This is a genomic window from Mannheimia haemolytica (assembly GCA_900638155.1).
Lineage (GTDB): Bacteria > Pseudomonadota > Gammaproteobacteria > Enterobacterales > Pasteurellaceae > Mannheimia > Mannheimia glucosida.
Genome location: LR134495.1, coordinates 1108556 through 1124041, shown reverse-complemented (window position 1 = coordinate 1124041; position 15486 = coordinate 1108556). Strand labels below are relative to the sequence as shown.

The 15486-nt window shown below is 40.9% G+C and carries 17 protein-coding genes; 3 read left to right on the top strand and 14 right to left on the bottom strand.

Annotation, left to right across the window (positions count from 1 at the left end):
• Positions 1-9: 9 nt before the first annotated feature.
• Positions 10-627 carry a MarC family protein gene (locus tag EL242_RS05730; RefSeq protein ID WP_126301850.1) on the bottom strand — a complete coding sequence of 206 codons (618 nt, stop codon included), beginning with the start codon at positions 625-627 and terminating at the stop codon, positions 10-12.
• 67 nt (positions 628-694) lie between these two features.
• A complete protein-coding gene (locus EL242_RS05725) occupies positions 695-1906 on the bottom strand; it encodes an ATP-binding protein (protein WP_126301849.1) in 1212 nt (403 codons plus the stop codon).
• A 196-nt stretch (positions 1907-2102) separates the two neighbouring features.
• Here EL242_RS05725 and EL242_RS05720 point away from each other — a divergent pair, with 196 nt between their 5' ends.
• Together EL242_RS05720 and EL242_RS05715 are read left to right on the top strand one after the other, a co-directional pair.
• Entirely contained in the window at positions 2103-4034 is a 1932-nt protein-coding gene (locus EL242_RS05720) for an ABC transporter ATP-binding protein (RefSeq protein ID WP_126301848.1), read from the top strand.
• A gap of 278 nt (positions 4035-4312) precedes the next feature.
• Positions 4313-4570, top strand: a complete 258-nt coding sequence (locus EL242_RS05715) for a helix-turn-helix domain-containing protein (protein WP_006248040.1) — start codon at positions 4313-4315, stop codon at positions 4568-4570.
• Between the two features lie 46 nt (positions 4571-4616).
• On the opposite strand, the gene EL242_RS05710 is transcribed toward EL242_RS05715, so the two are convergent.
• The gene (locus EL242_RS05710; protein WP_006248039.1) at positions 4617-5237 is read right to left on the bottom strand and encodes a glutathione S-transferase; all 621 of its coding nucleotides are present in this window, start codon (positions 5235-5237) and stop codon (positions 4617-4619) included.
• Position 5238: 1 nt separating this feature from the next.
• Positions 5239-5892 (bottom strand): TIGR01621 family pseudouridine synthase, encoded by a 654-nt coding sequence (locus EL242_RS05705; protein WP_126301847.1) that lies wholly within the window; start codon positions 5890-5892, stop codon positions 5239-5241.
• Positions 5893-5940: 48 nt separating this feature from the next.
• On the opposite strand from EL242_RS05705, the gene EL242_RS05700 reads away from it, so the two are divergent.
• Positions 5941-6576, top strand: coding sequence for a histidine phosphatase family protein (locus EL242_RS05700; protein WP_126301846.1), 636 nt, complete (start codon positions 5941-5943; stop codon positions 6574-6576).
• Between the two features lie 23 nt (positions 6577-6599).
• Here EL242_RS05700 and EL242_RS05695 read toward each other — a convergent pair whose 3' ends face one another.
• From EL242_RS05695 to tolQ, 10 genes are all read right to left on the bottom strand, one after another.
• Positions 6600-7649, bottom strand: a complete 1050-nt coding sequence (locus tag EL242_RS05695) for a YcjF family protein (RefSeq protein ID WP_126301845.1) — start codon at positions 7647-7649, stop codon at positions 6600-6602.
• Complete coding sequence (dusC, locus tag EL242_RS05690) at positions 7649-8602, bottom strand: tRNA dihydrouridine(16) synthase DusC (protein WP_126301844.1); 954 nt, start codon at positions 8600-8602, stop codon at positions 7649-7651. Before dusC ends, EL242_RS05695 begins: the two co-directional genes overlap by 1 nt.
• A gap of 77 nt (positions 8603-8679) precedes the next feature.
• A complete protein-coding gene (locus EL242_RS05685; protein ID WP_126301843.1) occupies positions 8680-9306 on the bottom strand; it encodes a DUF2238 domain-containing protein in 627 nt (208 codons plus the stop codon).
• Complete coding sequence (gene djlA, locus EL242_RS05680; RefSeq protein WP_126301842.1) at positions 9306-10163, bottom strand: co-chaperone DjlA; 858 nt, start codon at positions 10161-10163, stop codon at positions 9306-9308. The genes EL242_RS05685 and djlA overlap by 1 nt, the downstream gene beginning before the upstream one ends.
• Before the next feature lie 46 nt (positions 10164-10209).
• A complete protein-coding gene (locus EL242_RS05675) occupies positions 10210-11091 on the bottom strand; it encodes a DMT family transporter (protein ID WP_126301841.1) in 882 nt (293 codons plus the stop codon).
• Between the two features lie 68 nt (positions 11092-11159).
• Positions 11160-11633 carry an OmpA family protein gene (locus EL242_RS05670; protein ID WP_006252377.1) on the bottom strand — a complete coding sequence of 158 codons (474 nt, stop codon included), beginning with the start codon at positions 11631-11633 and terminating at the stop codon, positions 11160-11162.
• Positions 11634-11659: 26 nt separating this feature from the next.
• Positions 11660-12946, bottom strand: coding sequence for a Tol-Pal system beta propeller repeat protein TolB (gene tolB, locus EL242_RS05665; protein ID WP_126301840.1), 1287 nt, complete (start codon positions 12944-12946; stop codon positions 11660-11662).
• Positions 12947-12961: 15 nt separating this feature from the next.
• Positions 12962-14194 (bottom strand): cell envelope integrity protein TolA, encoded by a 1233-nt coding sequence (tolA, locus tag EL242_RS05660; RefSeq protein ID WP_126301839.1) that lies wholly within the window; start codon positions 14192-14194, stop codon positions 12962-12964.
• Positions 14195-14207: 13 nt separating this feature from the next.
• Positions 14208-14645: a colicin uptake protein TolR gene (tolR, locus tag EL242_RS05655; protein WP_006249842.1), complete on the bottom strand. Its 438-nt coding sequence runs from the start codon at positions 14643-14645 to the stop codon at positions 14208-14210.
• 141 nt (positions 14646-14786) lie between these two features.
• Positions 14787-15467 carry a protein TolQ gene (gene tolQ, locus EL242_RS05650; RefSeq protein ID WP_006249841.1) on the bottom strand — a complete coding sequence of 227 codons (681 nt, stop codon included), beginning with the start codon at positions 15465-15467 and terminating at the stop codon, positions 14787-14789.
• Positions 15468-15486: the final 19 nt, after the last annotated feature.

The following is a 15486-nucleotide window of genomic DNA, read 5'->3' as shown; positions in this document are numbered from 1 at the left end:
ATTCAAAGTTTAGCCAACTTGTACAAAGAAGTCCCGTACGCCAATTAATAAATTATTCACCGCAATCGCTGCCAGAATTAGACCCATCACTCGGCTGATAATCGCTGCTCCTGCATTACCGATAAGATGCTGAATCCGATTTGCCGCCAATAACAGCAAATAAGTAATAAACAGCACTAATAACATAATGCCGGCGGTAATAATTTGATCACCGATATGAAAACGGTGATTGTCGGTTAATAATACGATTGCCATCATCGCCCCGGGAGAAGCAATCGACGGTACAGCTAGCGGATAAACCGCTAATTCACTCAAGTTACTGCTGATCCGCATTTCTTGCTCGGGCTTGCTTTCGCCAAAAATCATCGTTAAAGCAAATAACAACAGCACTAAGCCGCCTGCCGCTTGGAATGCCGGTAACGGAATCTGCATTGATTCTAACAGCACTTGCCCACCGATAAGGAAGAAAATCAAAATACCGGCGGCAATCAAGACCGCATTTAAGGCAATTTTGCGACGTGCTTCAATCGGCAAACCAATGGTTTTTGCCAAATAAACAGGAACAGAACCAATCGGGTCGATCACCGCCCATAAAACCACAAATTGTACCGCTAATGAATCAAACATATTCTCTCCTGTTATCTTGATAATTTGCAAAATTTTAGCATAAAACAACCGCTTGCACGGTTTTTTCTTACAGATAGCTCACCGGTAACGCTACCAAATTTTCACTTAAATAAAGTTTGGTCGGATATTGGTTAATAATCGCTCCCTGCCCTAATTTCCATTCACTAGAAACCGAATTGAGCAAGTCAAAACTTTTTGACATTTTTTTGGTTGGGCTTGCAGTGACCTTAATTTCTATCGGATAAAGCGTGCGATCATACTCAATAATTAAGTCGATCTCTTTCTGGTTAGTATCACGGTAAAAATAGATCGGCGGCTCAATTCCTTGATTATGAAAGGATTTTATAATTTGGCTTACCACAAAGGTTTCGAAGAACTGCCCACTTTTTGCCCCTTGGGCAATAGTTTCGGGGGTGAGCCATTTGGTTAAATACGCCATTAATCCTGTGTCTAAAAAATACACTTTGGGAGTTTTAATCGCCCGTTTCAAATGATTGTTGTGGTATGGCTGGAGCAAATAGATAATGCCGGAAGTCTGCAAAATGGCGACCCAACGTTTAATCGTTTCATTCGATACTCCAACTTCTTGAGCAATATTACTGTAATTGAGTAGCTCACCACTACGAGAGGCAATAGAGACCATAAAACGGGTAAAATCCGTTGTGCTGGCAATATTGGTTAATTGGCGAACATCTCGCTCAATGTAAGTCGCTACATAAGAGCGATAATAAATCTCCCAATTCACCTCTTGTGCATACAAACGAGGCATATCGCCTTTATGGATAAGCTGCCAAATATTTTCCGGTGATTTTAATTCTTGCTCCCGAGCTAACAAATAGTCGGTTGTCGGTAAAAAAGGTTGATCGAACTTCACCCCTAAAATTTCACGCAACGAAAGCCCTTGTAATTTTAAAATCGCAATACGACCGGCAAGTGTTTCACTCACATTCTGCATTAATTCAAAGGCTTGTGACCCCGAAAGTAAAAACAAACCGTTTTGCTGTTTTTTATCAATTTCTAACTTTAATAACGCAAAAATTTCAGGCACATACTGTACTTCGTCTAAAATAAGCTTGCCTTGATGGTTTAAAAAAAACAGGCGAGATTCTTGTTTAGCCAACTCCAGCAACATCGGGTCATCAAATGTAATATATTGATAGCCTTCGCCAATATGTTGCAACAATGTCGATTTACCGACCTGTCTTGCTCCTGTCACTAAAACGGCAGGAAATTGATCCATGAGCCGTTTTAACAGCGATTGCATTTGCCGAGAAATCATTTTTCCTCCAAAATAGCCTAAATCAAGTTTAATCTCATATATAATATTGAATTAAACTTAATTTTAATTATTTTTTAAGTTTAATTCAACACAGAATATTGAATTAAACTGGATTTCTTATTTTAGTTCACAAAGCAATAGCTTTGCTTTTTTATGCTAAAATACGCAAAATTTTTAACAAAATAGACCGCTTGCAATGATCTTTTTTACAGACTTAATTTTAAAACGAGGGCATTCCGTCCTGATTGAGAACAGTTCCGCCACTATTCATTCTGGGCAGAAAGTCGGTTTGGTGGGCAAAAATGGCTGTGGTAAATCCTCTCTTTTTGCCTTACTGAAAAATGAATTACAACCTGAAGGCGGGGACGTGTCGTTGCCGAAAAACTGGGCGATTTCGTGGGTAAATCAAGAAACGCCTGCATTAGCTATTTCTGCGTTAGACTATGTGATTCAAGGAGATCGGGAATATACCCATCTAATGGCTGAGCTAGATAACGCAAATGAAAAAAATGATGGCAACCGCATTGCGATTATCCATACTCAACTTGATACTATTGATGCTTGGACAATTCAATCCCGTGCCGCTACTCTGCTTAACGGCTTGGGGTTTAGCACCGAACAACTGCAACTGCCGGTGAAATCCTTCTCCGGTGGCTGGCGTATGCGATTAAATTTGGCACAAGCTCTGATTTGTCGTTCCGATCTGTTATTGCTTGACGAGCCAACCAACCACTTAGACTTAGATGCGGTTATTTGGCTCGAGCGTTGGCTGAGTAACTATCGTGGCACTTTATTGTTAATTTCGCACGACCGTGATTTTCTCGATCCGATTATCGATCGGGTGATTCATATTGAACATCAAAAGCTCAATGAATATACCGGCAATTACACCTCATTTGAGATTCAACGTGCTACCAAAATCGTCCAGCAGAATGCCGCTTATCAGCAACAGCAACGTAAAGTTGCTCATTTGCAGAGTTTTATTGATCGCTTTAAAGCCAAAGCGACTAAAGCCAAGCAGGCACAAAGCCGAATTAAAGCGTTAGAAAAAATGGAGCTTATTGCCCCAGCCTATGCTGATTCGCCGTTTGAATTTGAATTTCGCCCACCGCTTTCCCTGCCTAGCCCGTTATTAATGATGGAAAAAGTCAGTGCCGGCTATGCAGAAAAAACAGTGTTGGAATCGGTCAAACTGAATTTGGTTCCCGGTTCTCGCATTGGTTTACTCGGGCGAAACGGTACAGGAAAATCAACGTTAATTAAATTATTGGCGGGCGAACTTCCGCCCCAAAACGGCTCAATTCAACTGGCAAAAGGCGTGCAACTCGGCTATTTCGCCCAACATCAGGTTGATACCCTACGTTTTGATGAAAGCCCACTTTGGCATTTACAAAAACTCGTACCGGAAAAAACCGAGCAGGAATTACGCAATTATTTGGGAGGTTTTGATTTTAAAGGCGATAAAGTGGTACAAGCGGTACAATCATTCTCCGGCGGAGAAAAAGCCCGTTTAGTACTAGCCTTAATTGTATGGCAACGCCCGAATTTACTGCTATTAGACGAGCCAACCAACCATTTAGATTTAGAAATGCGACAAGCCTTGGTTGATGCACTCACTTATTACGAAGGCTCGCTAGTGGTGGTTTCGCACGACCGCCATTTATTGCGTAGTACCGTGAATGAATTTTATTTGGTACACGATCGCAAAGTAGAAGAATTTAAAGGCGATTTAGACGATTACCAAAAATGGCTCAATGAGCAAAATGCCTTAGCCAACGAGCCGAAATCCGTACTTGCAAAAGATTCGGCAAATTCGACCGCTTGCTCTAGCACCAATGAAAATAGTGCAGCTCAACGCAAAGAGCAAAAACGCTTAGAGGCAGAGCGCCGCCAACAAACCGCCCCATTGCGGAAAAAAATTACTCAACTGGAAAAAGAGTTAGAAAAAGCAACCGAAAAATTAAATAAACTCGAAGCAATGCTTACCGAAAGCGACATTTATGAAGCCGAAAATAAAGCAAAACTAACTGAAACACTTGCGAAACAGTTAGAGGCAAAAAGGCTGGTTGAAGAAATTGAAATGCAATGGTTGGAGGCTCAGGAGGAGTTTGAGACCATGTTACGCTAGGGTTCTACAAGATAGCGCAAGCGTCCACGCTTGTGCCATTTAAGGGAACTATACACCTCAAAAAAACAATGATCATTAAGCTAGCTTTTTTATAAATTTAAAAACCTATAGATTAAATAAATAATGATATTAATAGTAAAATCACGAGTGCAACTACACTGACGATAATAAAATCAGGCATACTTATTCTCCCTATAAAATGTGGTAATGTAACTACAAATTAATTATATAATGAACCTAAAAAAGGTTCAACATTATTTGTACCTAATATAGGTGCAATGAAAAATCTTAGATTATCAATACATTCCAGCGAGCATATTTGGTTAAGAGAACTATTCTTAAAACGCCGTTTGGAACTAGGGCTAACACAACGCACATTAGGAGAAAAAATGGGCGTTCTTTACTCATTTATCGGAAAAGTAGAAACAGGAGATCGCAGATTAGATATTTTTGAATTTATCGCTTATTGCAAAGGGTTAGATTTAGATCCTTTATCTGTATTGCAAGAAATTGAACAACAATTTCCTCATAAATAAAGGCATTGAGTTATAACTCAATGCCTTTATTTTCTATGTCAAATCTCTACATGCTCGGCTTAGTCTCTGCCAGAATGGCGTATTTATTATTCATTTCCTCTGCCCAAGCGGTTAAATTTGGGTAATTTTTTGCAAGATCGTAGCCTATCTTATCTAAGCGGAATGCCCACCAGTCAATTAATGCTACTGCGGTTAATGTGCCTAAATTCAGCTCTGTGCCAAACTCTTGCAATGCCTCTTCTAATTGTCTGAACGAACGGATATTGCGTTCCATTAATTGCTCGTGGCGGCTGACCCACCATTCATTCTCGGGGCGAGCCATACGTTCTTGTAATAAAGTTGGCATCGTATTTTCCATAATGCCGTCCGCCAAATTATGTAATGCCAACACTGCCCAGCGAGGTTTACCCTCTTTAGGTAACAGTGGAGTGTTATTGCCTTTTTGGTCAAGATATTCGCTAATTAACAAACTACCGAAAAGCCAACGTCCGCAGTTGCGTTGTAGGGCAGGAATACGTCCTAACGGGTTATCTTGATTATGTGGCGAATTTGGATCCATTGCTTTTGTCACCCGCAACATTTCGACTTTATCGTCTAATTGGTGGTGTTTAATCACCGCAAGGGCTTTGCGGGCGAAAGGGCTGGTGGTTGAGTACCAAAGTTTCATACTATTCTCCGTGTTTGATGTGATTGGATTTGCAAATTTTTTGCCAAAAATGGCCGCTTGTCGGCAAGGCTTGCACCGAGATTTTCTCATTTTCGTATTCAAAATCAAGCTGATAAGCGTGTAAATAGACACGGTCGGCTTGGCTACCTGAATAGAGTTTATCGCCCAAAATCGGGCTACCCAAACTTTTCATTGCCACCCTTAATTGGTGAGTTTTGCCGGTTTTGGGTTGCAAAATAAAATGCCTGAGCGAGGCTTCAACAGAATAAGAAATAAACTGCGTTACCGCCAGGTTTTCTTTGCTGTGGCATAATTTCCACGTTCCATTTCTGCTTTTTTCCATATCGCCAACAATTCTTCCCTGCTTTTTCTTCGGCTTTTTATCACTTAACGCCCAATAGGTTTTGTGGATTTTATGCTGTTCAAATAAATGGTAAAACCTTGCAGCCGCCTCTTTATTCAACGCTAAAATCAGTAAGCCTGAGGTGATTTTATCCAGACGGTGAACCAGCCAAACCTGCTTTACATTCAGTTGGCGAGCCACTAATTCCGTTAAGCCGATTTCAGCCTCATCTTTATGCACACTCAAGCCTTCCGGCTTATTGATAATAATAAAATCACGATGTTGATAACAAATAGGCAATGTTGGGGTCATTTTGCTATAATCCTTTTAATTTTTGACTATTTTAGCAAGGAAATCACAATGGCAGTTACCATTTATTTAGTACGACACGGCAGAACCGTGTGGAACCTGGAAGGCAGACTACAAGGCTCGGGCGATTCCGCTCTGGTGGAAGAAGGCATTATTGGTGCGAAGAAAACAGGCATTGCGTTAAAACATATTCCGTTTACCGCCGCCTATTCCAGTACGCAAAAACGGGCTCAAGATACCGCAAACTATATTTTAGCGGAAAATGAACGCAGCAATATTCCGCATTTCCATCATAAAGGCTTGAATGAATTTGATTTTGGCAGTTGGGAAGGGGTGAAATCGATCGATTTGCAAGAAAACGATGAATATTGGGTAATGAAACGCACACCTGCAGAATACCAAGCAAAAACAAACGGCGGCGAGCGATTTGAGCAACTATATCAACGGGTGACTCAGGCATTTAATCAAATTGCCGAGCTACACAAAAATGACGGCAAAGTGCTGATTGTTTCACATGGTATGACACTGACCTTGCTCACGGCAGTGTTAAAAGGCATTGCGTGGCAAGATTTCCGCAATGAAGAAAAACACAGTTTTGTGATCAACACTGCGATTACCCAAGTGGAATTGGAAAATGGAGAGGTAAAAGTGATCGCCTTTAATAATGTCGATCACTTAAATGACTAACTGATAAAGCCCCAAACGGGGCTTTATTGATTTTGGAATGCTTTTTCCTTGCTCTCCGTTTTAAAAAACACCGTCTCTTTCACTGAGGTCAATAACTCTTGGCGAATAGCGGAAATTTTTGGGCGTTCATTGGCTTGAAACGCAATCGGGCGACAAAATTCCATCGCTTTAATGCCAAGGCGAGCAGTGAGTAAACCCACACCAATACCTTGTGCGGCACGGAGCGATAATTTCGCCGTAAGGTTTTGCGAGAAGAAATCCATTCCGACATCAGTAGCGATTTCGGTTGCGCCGGCGAACACCATATTTTTCAGCACCATTTTAAACAGTTTTAAGCGGCTGATATAACCCGGTTCCATTCCATAGGCTTTGGTAATTTTATTCACTAAAGCGATATTTCTTGCCGCCATTAACAACACATCAACTATTGCCAGCGGGCTAACCGCCACAATCACCGCATTTTCTGCCGCATTGCGGGAAATCATCTGCTTAACCTGTTTATCTATCGGCTTTAGCACATTTTCGCTAAACAGATATAGTACCTCTTTGGCATTGTAAGCCTCCTTAAGCTGGCTTTTCCAGCGTTGCTCGGCTTGAGAAACGGTCGGCAAATGGTTAAGCTGATTTGCAATATTTTCACAAAATTTGACCGCTTGTTCGCCATCATTCGAGGGAAGTTGTTCCAATAAAAGCTGCTGGCTGACTTGCTGATTTTTCTGATGATTACGCAAATACACCAACTTTCGCCATTCGGAAATAATAGCCCCAATGCCCAACAAGCTGACAATAAAAAAGACGATCGAGAACGCAAAATAAATCCATTCTCTTTGTTGGAAAGTATCTATCAGCCATTGCACACTTTGGGCAATTACCGCCACACTAAATAGCACGAGGGTCGCAAGCAGTACTCGAATCCAAAAACGAGACGGTTTGAGGCTTTGTTCAATAATCAGCTCTGCCTCAACAGCTTTAGACTCTTCTTCAATAATCGCATTTTCAAGATCAAACTCTTGTTTAGGCTCAAAATGCTCAGTTGTTTTTAGCTCTTCTTCATTAAAAATTTGTTTATTCATTATTGTTCCACCGCCTTTTCAATATGTGCTTTTAGACCATCATAACCGTGTTCGGTTTTCAGGATATCAAATAATTCTACCGCTTGAGGATATTCTTTATCCAAATAACGTAGCCATTGTTTGATGCGAGCAACGTGGTAGAAACCGGTGTCAAACTGATTTTCCATCTGAACGTACTTAAACAATAGCTGTAGCACTTCACTCCACGCCATTTTCGGTGCATTATATTTCACCACTTTGCTTAAATTCGGCGTGTTTAATGCTCCACGCCCAATCATTAATGCCTTACAAGCGGTTATTTTTTGGCAATTTTTTGCCGATTCAAAATCCCAAATTTCACCATTGGCAATCACCGGAATCGACAGCCGTTGTTGAATTTCGCCAATCGCCTGCCAATTAATTCTTTCTGCCCGATAACCATCAACTTTGGTTCTCCCGTGAACGGTGATTTCGTTCGCCCCACCCTGTTCTACCGCATCGGCAATTTCAAAGAATTGGCTAGCGGAATCCCAGCCTAGCCGCACTTTAACGGAAACGACTTTATCGCTTGGCACAGCCTCACGCATCGCTTTGGTTGCCCGATAAATCAATTCCGGATCTTTTAATAATGAAGCCCCACCATTGCTGCCATTCACCGTTTTAGATGGGCAGCCACAGTTGAGATCCACCCCGTGCGAACCTAGCTCAATGGCAAGAGCAGCATTTTCTGCCAGCCACTGTGGGTGTTGCCCTAAAAGCTGTACCCGCACTGGTGTGCCAGAATCGGTTAATCCGCCTTGATATAGCTCAGGGGCTAGGCGATAAAAGGTTTTCTTCGGTAAACGTTGCTCGACCACACGCACAAATTCGGAAATGCAGAGATCGTAGTCATTCACTGAAGTTAAAAGGTTACGGACAAAAGGGTCTAAAACCCCTTGCATCGGGGCAAGAATAACGTTAGGAATTGGATTCATTGGTAAAATAAAAAACACAAGCGGTTATTTTTTCTCAACATTTTGCAAAAAATTGGCAAGAAACAACCGCTTGAAGGTTAAAAATGTCTATCGTGAATGCGTAAATCGGGGCGAGCAATCAGGTAAATCATCAGTGCGGTTAATGCCCCAAGAGTATCCGCAAGCATATCTTTTTGAGCGTCCCAAATATCCCCTTGCGAGCCTAGAAATTCCACGCCGGCATTGCCACCTTCAATCACGGCATATTGCCATTCAATAATTTCGTAAGCTGCCGCCACCGACATAATGAAAAACAGCGAGAAGAAAAACGCCACCCCTATTCCGCATTTGCGTTTACGCAGTAACCATTCTGCCATCGGGAAGCTGTAAAAACCGATAATGTAATGCGCTACTCGGTCAAAATGGTTACGCTCTTCACCTAAAATTGGGGTTAGAAAGTGATTTGCCCACTCAAACGGTACATTAGCAAAGGTATATTTTGCTCCGATTAAGTGCATAATCAGCCAAAGTGACATCAAAAAATAGGCTAAACCGCTAAACTGAAATTTAGGGTATGTCACAATTAAAAGGGCAAAAACGATAAAAATCGGTATTACTTCCGCATACCAAACCGCTCGGTCTGCCGGGTTTAGCCCCGACCAAACCGCAATCACGGTAATCACAATCGCTAAAAACAGCGGAATGATATGCGAACGTGAATCCATTATTTCCATCCTTTTACTTTACAAATTAAATCGTACGCCGCTTGAATTTGTTGAGCTTTCTCTTTTGCCAACTCCATCATCTCATCAGGCAAACCTTTAGCGGCTAATTTATCCGGGTGATGTTCGTTCATTAGCTTACGATAAGCCCGTTTCACTGTATTTTGATCGTCTTGTGCGGTTACACCTAATACGGTATAGGCTGCCTCAATGCTTGGTTGTGCAGGCTGCTGATAACTGCCCTGATAGCCACCTTGAGATTGCTGATGATAACTCCCATTTTGCTGATAATAGCCACCATTGCGGAATTGTTGAGCTGCCATAATCATTGCGATCATCTGCTCAAATTGGAAGCGAGACATTCCCATTGTTTCGGCAATCGTAAACAGAATTTGTTGCTCGTTCACATCAAGTTGCCCATCTTGCAAGGCTGCCTGCATTTGCACTTCGACAAAGAAACGTAATAAGTCAGTTCTTGCCCCACAGGCTTCTCTGAACTCTTGAATGACTTGGCGTAACGGGAAGTCAGGCTCTTTACCTAAGGTAAAAGCATTTTGCGCTAATTGCTGGGCTGCACTATCTAATTTTAAGCGAGCCATTAACGCTCGGGCTAATTCAATATCCGCTTCAGTAACACGCCCTTTTGCTTTCGCAATATGTCCCAACACCGCAAAAGTGGTTTGGGTGAAAAGCGATTGGCGAGTTAAATTTTTGCCGAAAAGACTTGAACGAACTGAGCCTAATTCATAGAGTTTTTTATCGGCTAAATGCCCGATAAAAGCGCCAAGTATCCCACCAAATAAACCGTGAAAAAGCTGATAACCCAAGAAAAAACCGACTATTTTTCCGATAAATTGCATTTTTTATCCTTTTATAGAAATGAATAAACGTTATTCTAACAAAATTTTACTTTGATTGCTTTTTAGTTAACACAAACATAAGCCAGCTTGAGACAAAAATAATTGCATAACCTAGCCAACTCCACATATCAGGGTATTGTTCAAAGAACAACAACCCTAAAATTGCACTAAATAGCACAGAGGCATAACTATAAATTGAGATGTCTTTCGCCGCTGCATATTTATAGGCGGTAGTCACACAAAACTGCCCGACCGCGGAGGTTATTCCTGCTAGCACTAAATAAACAACTTGTAAATTCATTAGCACAACATAATCAATGGCGACAAAAGGTAATAATATCAAGGTTGAAAAGGCAGAAAAAAAGAAAACAATAGTATTTGGCGATTCTACTTTTTCTGTTTTTGATAATAATCTTAAGCATAAATAGGCAATAGCAGCAAAAACAGAGCCGACAATACCAATTAAATAAGGGATAAATCGAACATCAAGTGCAGGCTTAATAATAAAAAGAGCACCAATGAAAGCAACAATACATAAGAGCCATTGTGTTATAGAAGCTTTTTCTTTTAAAAAGATAGCAGACAGAATAATCAAAATAAACGAAGTGAGCTTACCTATCATATCCACATCACTTAAAACAAGATGATCAATGATGTAAACTCCAACTAAAATGCCAATTAACCCACTAATCGAACGGCAAAGCAACAAAAGAAGATTTTCTTTATGACCAAAGAATAATTGGTGATTTTTCCAAACAATATAACCGCTTATTAATGCCGTAATGCCATTACGAAAAATGGCTTTTTCCGCTACAGGCAAATCACCTGATAAGAGAAGAAATACAGCCATAGTAGCAAAACTTAATGCCGACAAAAGCACACAAAAAATGGCTTTAAATAACGGCGAGAGTGAATTCCAAAAATTCATAGCATAAAGGCTTTTAATAAAAATAAAGCCCTGATTATTCAGGGCTTCAATTTAGAATCAACTAAGAATTAGTATTCTAATACTGCACGACGGTTTTTCGCGTAGTCAGCTTCTGAGTGACCTAATACTGCTGGTTTCTCTTCACCGTAAGAAACAGTTGAAGTGTTGTTAGCACCTTTAGCTGCTAAGTAACCTTTAACTGCATCTGCGCGACGTTGACCTAATGCGATGTTGTACTCTGGAGTACCACGCTCATCAGCGTGACCAGCGATAGTTACGTTACCTTGAGTTTTTGCTAATAATTGAGCGTGAGCGTCTAATAATTGACGGTATTCACCTTCAACTGCATAGCTGTCAAAACCGAAGTATACAGTGTTGTATTGTGCTTTTAATTGTTCAGCTGTTAAACCACCGAATTCGCCTGCTGCATTTGCTGCTGCGTTTGCTGCTGCATTTGCCGCTGCGTCATCTGATGAGCTGCTACATGCTGCTAATGCGAAAGCTGGTACTGCTACCATTAATACTTTAGCAAATTTTTTCATTTGTTGCTCCTAATAGAGAAATATTATTATTTAGTTAAGTATGGTGACCATGCAGGGAATTTATAATGTCCACCTGCGCCAGGCAAATTAGCTTTAAAACGCCCATCTGCAGACACCAATTGTAGCACTTTACTCGTACCTTTGGTAGAGCTATAAATAACCATAATGCCATTCGGTGAAATACTTGGACTTTCGTCTAAGAAAGTTGAACTCAGTACTTCTGTGCCACCTGAAGCGAGATCGCGTTTCACAACTCTATCACCGGCAATCATGATTAAATTCTTACCATCAGATGATACTTTCGCATTGTAGCTACCGCTGCCCCCCATTGGACTTGCGCCACCACCTGATGAACTCATTCTATAAACTTGTGGCGAACCTGCACGGTCAGAAGTGAAGTAGATTGTACTTCCGTCCGGAGACCAGCTCGGCTCTGTATTATTACCTGCATTTGCAGTTAATTTACTTGGTGTACCGCCACCGCTACCAACAACATAAATATTTAACTCACCATCTTGGTTTGAGGCAAACGCAATGCGAGAACCGTCTGGAGAGAATGCAGGCGCACCATTATGGCCTTTTAATGCTGCCACGACACGACGAGCGCCTGAACGAATATCGTGTACAACAACCTGCGCTTTTTTATTTTCAAATGTCACATAAGCTAATCTACTGCCATCTGGAGCCCATTCCGGCGACATTAATGGCTCTTTACTGGTTGTAATAGTAAAGGCATTAAAACCATCATAATCAGATACTCGTAATTCATACGATGATACGCCACGTTGAACCACATACGCAATTTTAGTTCTAAATGCACCGCGAATTTGGGTTAATTTTTCAAATACCTCATCACTTACTGTATGCGCACCTTGACGAATTTGGGCTGCCGGAACAATAAATGAACCTTGGGCAATGACACCACCCGCTGTACCCGATGTACCAAGAGTATCAATTAATTGATAAGCGACATTATAACCGCCACCTGTGCTACTCACTTGGCCAACTACAATATTATCAATACCGATAGCACTCCATTGATCTGCCACCACTTCCGCTGCTGATCCCGGTTGAGCAGGCATTTGCGAACGCTCAAGCGGTGTAAATTTACCACTATTTCGCAAATCATCTGAAATAATTTGTGCAACATCTGCCGGCACACCGTTGGCTTTAAATGGCACAACCGCAATCGGCTGAGCCATACTTACACCTTCATCAATAGAAATTCGCACATCAGAATCAGCAACCACCTGAGTTGTCAATAATGCTGAAAAGATGCCTATTACACCCGATATACGAGAGAATAATTTCATTTGTAGTCCTCTAAATTATTTAACTTTTAAACTAAAATCAAGTGTTGGTGATTTAAACATATTATATACCGCATCTGATGGTGCAGGTGGTACTTTTCTAGTTGCCACTATTGCACTTACCGCTGCATCACATACTGCTTTATCTCCACTGATAACTTGGTAGTTAGTAATTGTACCATCTCGACTTAAGAATATCTTAACATCACATTGTTTTCCGGCAAAACTTGGATCAACCCGATATCGAGATTGAATTAATTTCTTAATCCTCTGGCCGTAAGCATTACCATCTACATTAGCACCTTGCCCTAAGCCACTTGTGCCACCAGAACCTTGTGATCCTGCTGAATTTTTGTTACCACCTTTACTTGAACCACCACCGATGTCTCCACCATTTAAGAAATCATCAAGTGCTTTATTGTTTTTTGCTTGGGCGGCTTTTGCCTCAGCAGCTGCTTTTGCTTTAGCTTCTTTTTCAGCCTTTTCTTTAGCAGCTTTCTCAGCTTTCGCCTTAGCTTCTTTCTCGGCTTTCTCTTTGGCTTCTTTTTCTGCCTTGGCTTTAGCTTCTTTTTCTGCTTTTTCCTTCGCTTCTTTAGCTTCTTTTGCCTGCTGTTCCTTCAGCTCTTTTTGCTCTTTTAACTTTTTCTCAGCTTCCGCTTTCTTCTGCTGTTCAAGTTTCTTTTCAAGTGCTTCCTTAGCTTTCTTCTCTTCTTCAGCTTGTTTAGCAGCCGCCTCTAAACGCTTAGCTTCTGCATCTGCTTTCAGTTTTGCTGCTTCAGCTGCTTTTTTACGAGTTGCTTCTTCTGCTTGCTGCTTTTTAAGCTCTTCTTGCTTAGCTTGTTCTTGCTTTTGCTGTTCTTGTAGTTTTTGTTGACGATCAATTTCTTGCTGACGCTGTTTCTCTTGAATCGCCGCTAACTCAGCTTGTTTCTGTTTTTGGATCTCTTCCGGAGTCGGTTTATCTTCCACCTCTTCCTCAACTTCCTCTTTAGGCTCTTCTTTAGCTTCTACCTTTGGCTTGGCAGCTTTTGAACCTTTCTTCTCTGCGAGTAATTGACCATATTCCGCAGCAACTTGTCCGGTATCAACCATCACAGCTTCAAAGCTATCGCTATCGCCACCACTGCCACCAGCCGCAGCAAGTTCCGTCTTAGTGAAAAGAGACCCGAGCAATAACAACCCGATTAACAATATATGCAATAAGATCGAAACAATAACCGCTAGCTCTAGTCTATCTTGTTGAGATTTCACACGTTATCCTTGGCTATTTACCTTCTGTCATTAAACCTACCGATTTCACTCCGGCGTCTTTAAGTAGTGTAATACCTTTCATAATTTCTTCATAAGGCACTACTTTATCACCAGCAACTAAAAATAAGGTATTGTTATCTTTTTGAAATTGTTCCCCAGCATAGGCAACAACTTCTGATTCATTAATATTCTCTTGCCCATTACTTTGCACATAGTTACCGTCAATTTTCAATTTATATTCACCAACACCTGCCACCTCCAAAATCACTGGAGTTTTATCTTCATTAGAAACTGATTGGCTATGCGTATCTTCCGGTAAATTAACTTCTACACTTTGACTGATAATTGGGGCCGTTGCCATAAAAATCAGCAATAATACCAACAATACATCAAGAAATGGAACAATGTTGATTTCTGATTTAATGTCATTACGTTTTAAACGACGAGACATATATTCCTCTTTACAGGTGCTTAGCACCTTAATTAATCTGAAATAACCGGCACAGTGTCCCGGTCTCGAATAATGCGGTTACAAGCGGTCTTTTTTACGCAAAATTTTGCAAATTTTCATTAAAAATCAACCGCTTGTAGATTATCTTTTTGAAAAAGCCTGACGGTGTAATAAGGTCGTGAACTCATCAATGAAATTCACATACCCTTGCTCAACTTTACCTAAACGTAAATTCAAACGGTTATATGCCATTACTGCAGGAATCGCCGCAAATAAACCGATAGCCGTTGCAATTAATGCTTCTGCAATACCCGGTGCGACTGATTGTAAAGTTGCTTGCTTAACTGCACTTAATCCCATAAAGGAGTGCATAATTCCCCAAACCGTTCCGAATAAACCAATATATGGGCTGATTGAACCCACTGTGCCTAAAAACGGAATGTAGTTTTCTAAACTTTCCATTTCACGGTTTAATGCTAAGTTCATCGCACGGGTAGAACCTTGAATAATCGATTCTGGCGCATCTGGGTTCGCTTGTTGCAAACGGGTAAATTCTTTAAATCCAACATAAAAGATTTGCTCTGAACCATTTAATGCATCACGACGATTCTCTAAACCTTGGTGTAAACGGTTTAGATCTTCCCCTGACCAGAATCGGTCTTCAAAAGCAAGGGAATCTTTTTTGGCTTTAGTTAAAATTTTACTGCGCTGAATGATCACCGCCCAAGACAAAATTGAGAATACAATAAGGATCAGCATCACGATCTTTACCACAATACTTGCTTCTAAAAATAACGAAAGAAGACTAAATTCAGTTTGCATTAATAAAACTCCGAATAGT

Excerpts from the sequence above, each read along its gene's own strand:
- EL242_RS05730 (WP_126301850.1), bottom strand. The coding sequence starts at position 627 with ATGTTTGATTCATTAGCGGTACAATTTGTGGTTTTATGGGCGGTGATC.
- EL242_RS05725 (WP_126301849.1), bottom strand. The coding sequence starts at position 1,906 with ATGATTTCTCGGCAAATGCAATCGCTGTTAAAACGGCTCATGGATCAA.
- EL242_RS05720 (WP_126301848.1), top strand. The coding sequence starts at position 2,103 with ATGATCTTTTTTACAGACTTAATTTTAAAACGAGGGCATTCCGTCCTG.
- EL242_RS05715 (WP_006248040.1), top strand. The coding sequence starts at position 4,313 with ATGAAAAATCTTAGATTATCAATACATTCCAGCGAGCATATTTGGTTA.
- EL242_RS05710 (WP_006248039.1), bottom strand. The coding sequence starts at position 5,237 with ATGAAACTTTGGTACTCAACCACCAGCCCTTTCGCCCGCAAAGCCCTT.
- EL242_RS05705 (WP_126301847.1), bottom strand. The coding sequence starts at position 5,892 with ATGACCCCAACATTGCCTATTTGTTATCAACATCGTGATTTTATTATT.
- EL242_RS05700 (WP_126301846.1), top strand. The coding sequence starts at position 5,941 with ATGGCAGTTACCATTTATTTAGTACGACACGGCAGAACCGTGTGGAAC.
- EL242_RS05695 (WP_126301845.1), bottom strand. The coding sequence starts at position 7,649 with ATGAATAAACAAATTTTTAATGAAGAAGAGCTAAAAACAACTGAGCAT.
- dusC (WP_126301844.1), bottom strand. The coding sequence starts at position 8,602 with ATGAATCCAATTCCTAACGTTATTCTTGCCCCGATGCAAGGGGTTTTA.
- EL242_RS05685 (WP_126301843.1), bottom strand. The coding sequence starts at position 9,306 with ATGGATTCACGTTCGCATATCATTCCGCTGTTTTTAGCGATTGTGATT.
- djlA (WP_126301842.1), bottom strand. The coding sequence starts at position 10,163 with ATGCAATTTATCGGAAAAATAGTCGGTTTTTTCTTGGGTTATCAGCTT.
- EL242_RS05675 (WP_126301841.1), bottom strand. The coding sequence starts at position 11,091 with ATGAATTTTTGGAATTCACTCTCGCCGTTATTTAAAGCCATTTTTTGT.
- EL242_RS05670 (WP_006252377.1), bottom strand. The coding sequence starts at position 11,633 with ATGAAAAAATTTGCTAAAGTATTAATGGTAGCAGTACCAGCTTTCGCA.
- tolB (WP_126301840.1), bottom strand. The coding sequence starts at position 12,946 with ATGAAATTATTCTCTCGTATATCGGGTGTAATAGGCATCTTTTCAGCA.
- tolR (WP_006249842.1), bottom strand. The coding sequence starts at position 14,645 with ATGTCTCGTCGTTTAAAACGTAATGACATTAAATCAGAAATCAACATT.
- tolQ (WP_006249841.1), bottom strand. The coding sequence starts at position 15,467 with ATGCAAACTGAATTTAGTCTTCTTTCGTTATTTTTAGAAGCAAGTATT.